This window comes from Kineococcus indalonis, assembly GCF_009906395.1.
GTDB lineage: Bacteria > Actinomycetota > Actinomycetes > Actinomycetales > Kineococcaceae > Kineococcus > Kineococcus indalonis.
Genome location: NZ_JAAALM010000463.1, coordinates 1 through 3,274 on the forward strand (window position 1 = coordinate 1; position 3,274 = coordinate 3,274).

Here is a 3,274-nt window from a genome sequence, read left to right on the forward strand (position 1 = left end):
GCCGTTGAGCGCGGCCCGCCGCGCTCAACGGCTCGGCCCTGTCCCCGGCCACCTGGACCAAGGCAGTCGACGTGCTGCGAGAGAGGACGACCCGCCGGTGAGCACCCGAACCGTCCGCAGGACCGCCGCCACCGCGCTGCTCGCCGGCGGACTGCTGACCGGCGGCCTGCTGGCCGGCGCGAGCACCGCCTCCGCCGCCGCCCCGGCCACCGCGCCCGCCGCGGTCAGCGCCGCCCTGCCCGCCGCCCTGCCCGCCGCCCTGCCCGCCGCGACCGCCCCCGTGGCCCCCGTCGCCCCCGCGGCGCCCGACGCCCCCGGCTCGGTCACCGTCGGCGTGAACGGCGTCAACGGCGTGGACGGCAAGCCCAGCCAGTCGATCACGATCATCATCGCGCTGACGGTGCTCTCCGTGGCCCCGGCGCTGCTGCTGCTGACGACCTGCTTCACCAAGATCCTCGTGGTGCTGGGCTTCACCCGCAACGCCCTGGGCCTGCAGGGCACCCCGCCCAACCAGGTCCTCGCCGGCCTGGCGCTGTTCCTGACGATGTTCGTCATGGCGCCGACCTTCAGCGCGATCAACGACGTGGCGATCCAGCCCTACCTCAAGGGCGAGAAGACCACCACCGTCGCCTTCACCGACGGCTCGCAGCCGCTGAAGGAGTTCATGCTCAAGCAGACGCGCGACGAGGAGCTGGCCCTCATGACGAAGGCCGCCGACCGCGAGCTGCCCAGGAACCGCGCCGAGGTGCCGCTGACCACCCTCGTGCCCGCCTTCGCCCTGTCCGAGCTGCGCTCCGCCTTCATCATCGGGTTCGTCATCTTCATCCCGTTCCTGGTGATCGACATCGTCGTCTCCGGCGCGCTGATGAGCCTCGGCATGATGATGCTGCCGCCCGTGACGGTCTCCCTGCCCTTCAAGCTGCTGCTCTTCGTCATGGTGGACGGCTGGGGCCTGGTCGTGGAGTCCCTCATCGGCAGCTACGGCGGCTGAGCCGTCCGGCGGGGCGCTCAAGCGCCTCACCCGATCGGCCGATGCCCACCCGGACGGGCGAACCGCCCGTCCGGGGCCGCGCCCCGCGCGCCCCTGGAGCACCACCCCTGCGAACCGGAAGGCCCCGCGATGTCCGACGTGACCGTCATCCACCTGGTGATGACCGCTCTCGTCCTCGCCGCCAAGCTCTGCGCCCCCATGCTGCTGACCGCCCTGGCCGTCGGCTTCGGCATCTCGCTCTTCCAGTCGGTCACCCAGCTGCAGGAGCAGACCATCGCCTTCGTGCCCAAGGCGCTCGCCGTCGGCATCGCGATCGTGGTGTGCGGCAAGTGGATGCTGCACGAGCTGACCACCTTCACGAGCGACCTGTACGGGCAGATCCCCGACCTGCTGACCAGCGGCGGCTGAGGCGTGCAGGGGCTCACCACCACCGTCGGGCTCGACCTGCTGCTGACCCTGCTGCTGGTCTCCGTGCGCGCCGTCGCGTTCCTGGTGCTGGCACCGCCGTTCGCCTCCCGCGCCGTCAACGGCCGCGTGAAGGCGATGCTCGCGCTCGCGCTGGCCCTGCCGCTGGCCGGCGACCCGCGCCTGCGCGCGCAGGCGCCCGCCGCGGAGCCCGCCGCACTGGCCACCGCGGTCGTGCAGCAGGTCCTCGTCGGCGCCGCCCTCGGCTTCTTCTGCGCCCTGGTCTTCGCGGCCGTGCAGTCCGCCGGCGACCTGATCGACCTCTTCGGCGGCTTCCAGCTCGCCAGCGCCTACGACCCGCTGAGCCAGAACCAGACGGCGATCTTCGGCAAGCTCTACAACTGGACCGCCACCGCGCTGCTGGTGCTCTCCGGCGGGCACCTGGTGGTGCTCAAGGGGTTCCTGCGCACCTACGAGGTGCTGCCGCTGGACGCCGGGGTGTCCGTGCGCGTCCTCGCCGACGTCCTCACCACCGGCCTGGCCGAGCTGGTGCTCTCCGCGCTGCAGATCGCCGCGCCGCTGGTGGCGGTGCTGTTCATCGCCGACGTCGGCCTGGGCCTCCTCTCGCGCATCGCGCCCGCCCTGAACGTCTTCGCGATGAGCTTCCCCCTGAAGATCCTCATCACCCTCACGCTGGGCGGCTTCGCCCTGTCCGTGCTGCCGCGCGTGGTCGGCGACTCCGCCGGCACCATGGCCGAGACGGTCGTGCGCCTCGCGGGCGGTGGCGCGTGAGCGGGGAGAAGACCGAGAAGCCGACTCCCAAGCGCCTCAAGGAGGCGCGCGAGGAGGGCAACACCCCGCAGTCGCGGGACATCGGCGCCTGGCTGTGCACCGCCGCCGGCGCCCTGATGGTGCCGCGCACCATCGAGGCGGGCGGCGAGACCGGCCGGCAGGCCCTGCGCCGCGTCACCGAGGTCGCCGCCGACCCCGAGCCGGCCCGCGCGCTGTCCGCGCTGGGGGACACCTTCGGCGCCCTGCCCGGCGTCCTGGGGCCCATGCTCGTGGTCACCGTGCTCGCCGTCGTCCTCGCCGGCGGCGTCCAGGGCACCCTGCGCCCGGCGACGAAGAAGCTCAAGCCGAACTTCAAGTCCCTCAACCCCGTCAACGGCTTCAAGCAGCACTGGGGCCCGCAGGCGCTGTGGGAGGGCACCAAGTCGCTGCTGAAGACCGTGCTCATCGGCGGCGCGCTGTGGGTGGTCGTCAAGGGCCTGGCCCCCCACCTGGTGGGCCAGGGCGTGCTGCCGCTGGCCTCGGTGCTGTCCACGACCGCCTCCGCGATCAGCTCCATGCTGGTGGTCACCGTGCTCGTCGGCCTGCTCATCGCCGCCGCCGACTACGCCATGACCCGGCGCAGGATCATGAAGAAGCTGCGGATGAGCAAGGAGGACATCAAGCAGGAGCACAAGAACGCCGAGGGCGACCCGCTCCTCAAGGGCGCCATCCGCTCCAAGCAGATGGCCATGTCCCGCAACCGCATGATGGCCGACGTGGCGGACGCCGACGTCGTCGTCGTCAACCCGACCCACATCGCGATCGCGCTGCGCTACGAGCCCGGCAGCGGCGCGCCCAAGGTCGTGGCCAAGGGCGCCGGCGCCATCGCCGCCAAGATCCGCGAGAAGGCCAAGGAGAACGGCGTCCCGCTCGTGAAGGACGTCGAGCTGGCCCGCTCCATGTACAAGAGCGTCAAGGTCGGCCAGGAGATCCCCGCCGAGCTGTACGCGGCGGTGGCCAAGGTCCTGGCGTTCGTGATGAACCTGCGCACCCGCGGGGCCACCACGGCCCTGGGCGAGGCGCACACCCTGCCCGCCTGACCCCGCC

At 72.2% G+C, this 3,274-nt stretch carries 4 protein-coding genes; all 4 read left to right on the forward strand.

Annotated features, from left to right (window positions below):
* Positions 1 to 97 precede the first annotated feature (97 nt).
* On the forward strand, positions 98 to 991 hold the full coding sequence (gene fliP, locus GTR00_RS17485; protein WP_323132576.1) for a flagellar type III secretion system pore protein FliP: 894 nt from the start codon (positions 98 to 100) through the stop codon (positions 989 to 991).
* Positions 992 to 1,120: 129 nt separating this feature from the next.
* Positions 1,121 to 1,399 carry a flagellar biosynthetic protein FliQ gene (locus tag GTR00_RS17490; RefSeq protein ID WP_166612857.1) on the forward strand — a complete coding sequence of 93 codons (279 nt, stop codon included), beginning with the start codon at positions 1,121 to 1,123 and terminating at the stop codon, positions 1,397 to 1,399.
* A gap of 3 nt (positions 1,400 to 1,402) precedes the next feature.
* Complete coding sequence (locus tag GTR00_RS17495; protein ID WP_166612858.1) at positions 1,403 to 2,188, forward strand: flagellar biosynthetic protein FliR; 786 nt, start codon at positions 1,403 to 1,405, stop codon at positions 2,186 to 2,188.
* A complete protein-coding gene (locus GTR00_RS17500) occupies positions 2,185 to 3,267 on the forward strand; it encodes an EscU/YscU/HrcU family type III secretion system export apparatus switch protein (protein ID WP_166612859.1) in 1,083 nt (360 codons plus the stop codon). Before GTR00_RS17495 ends, GTR00_RS17500 begins: the two co-directional genes overlap by 4 nt.
* Positions 3,268 to 3,274 lie beyond the last annotated feature (7 nt).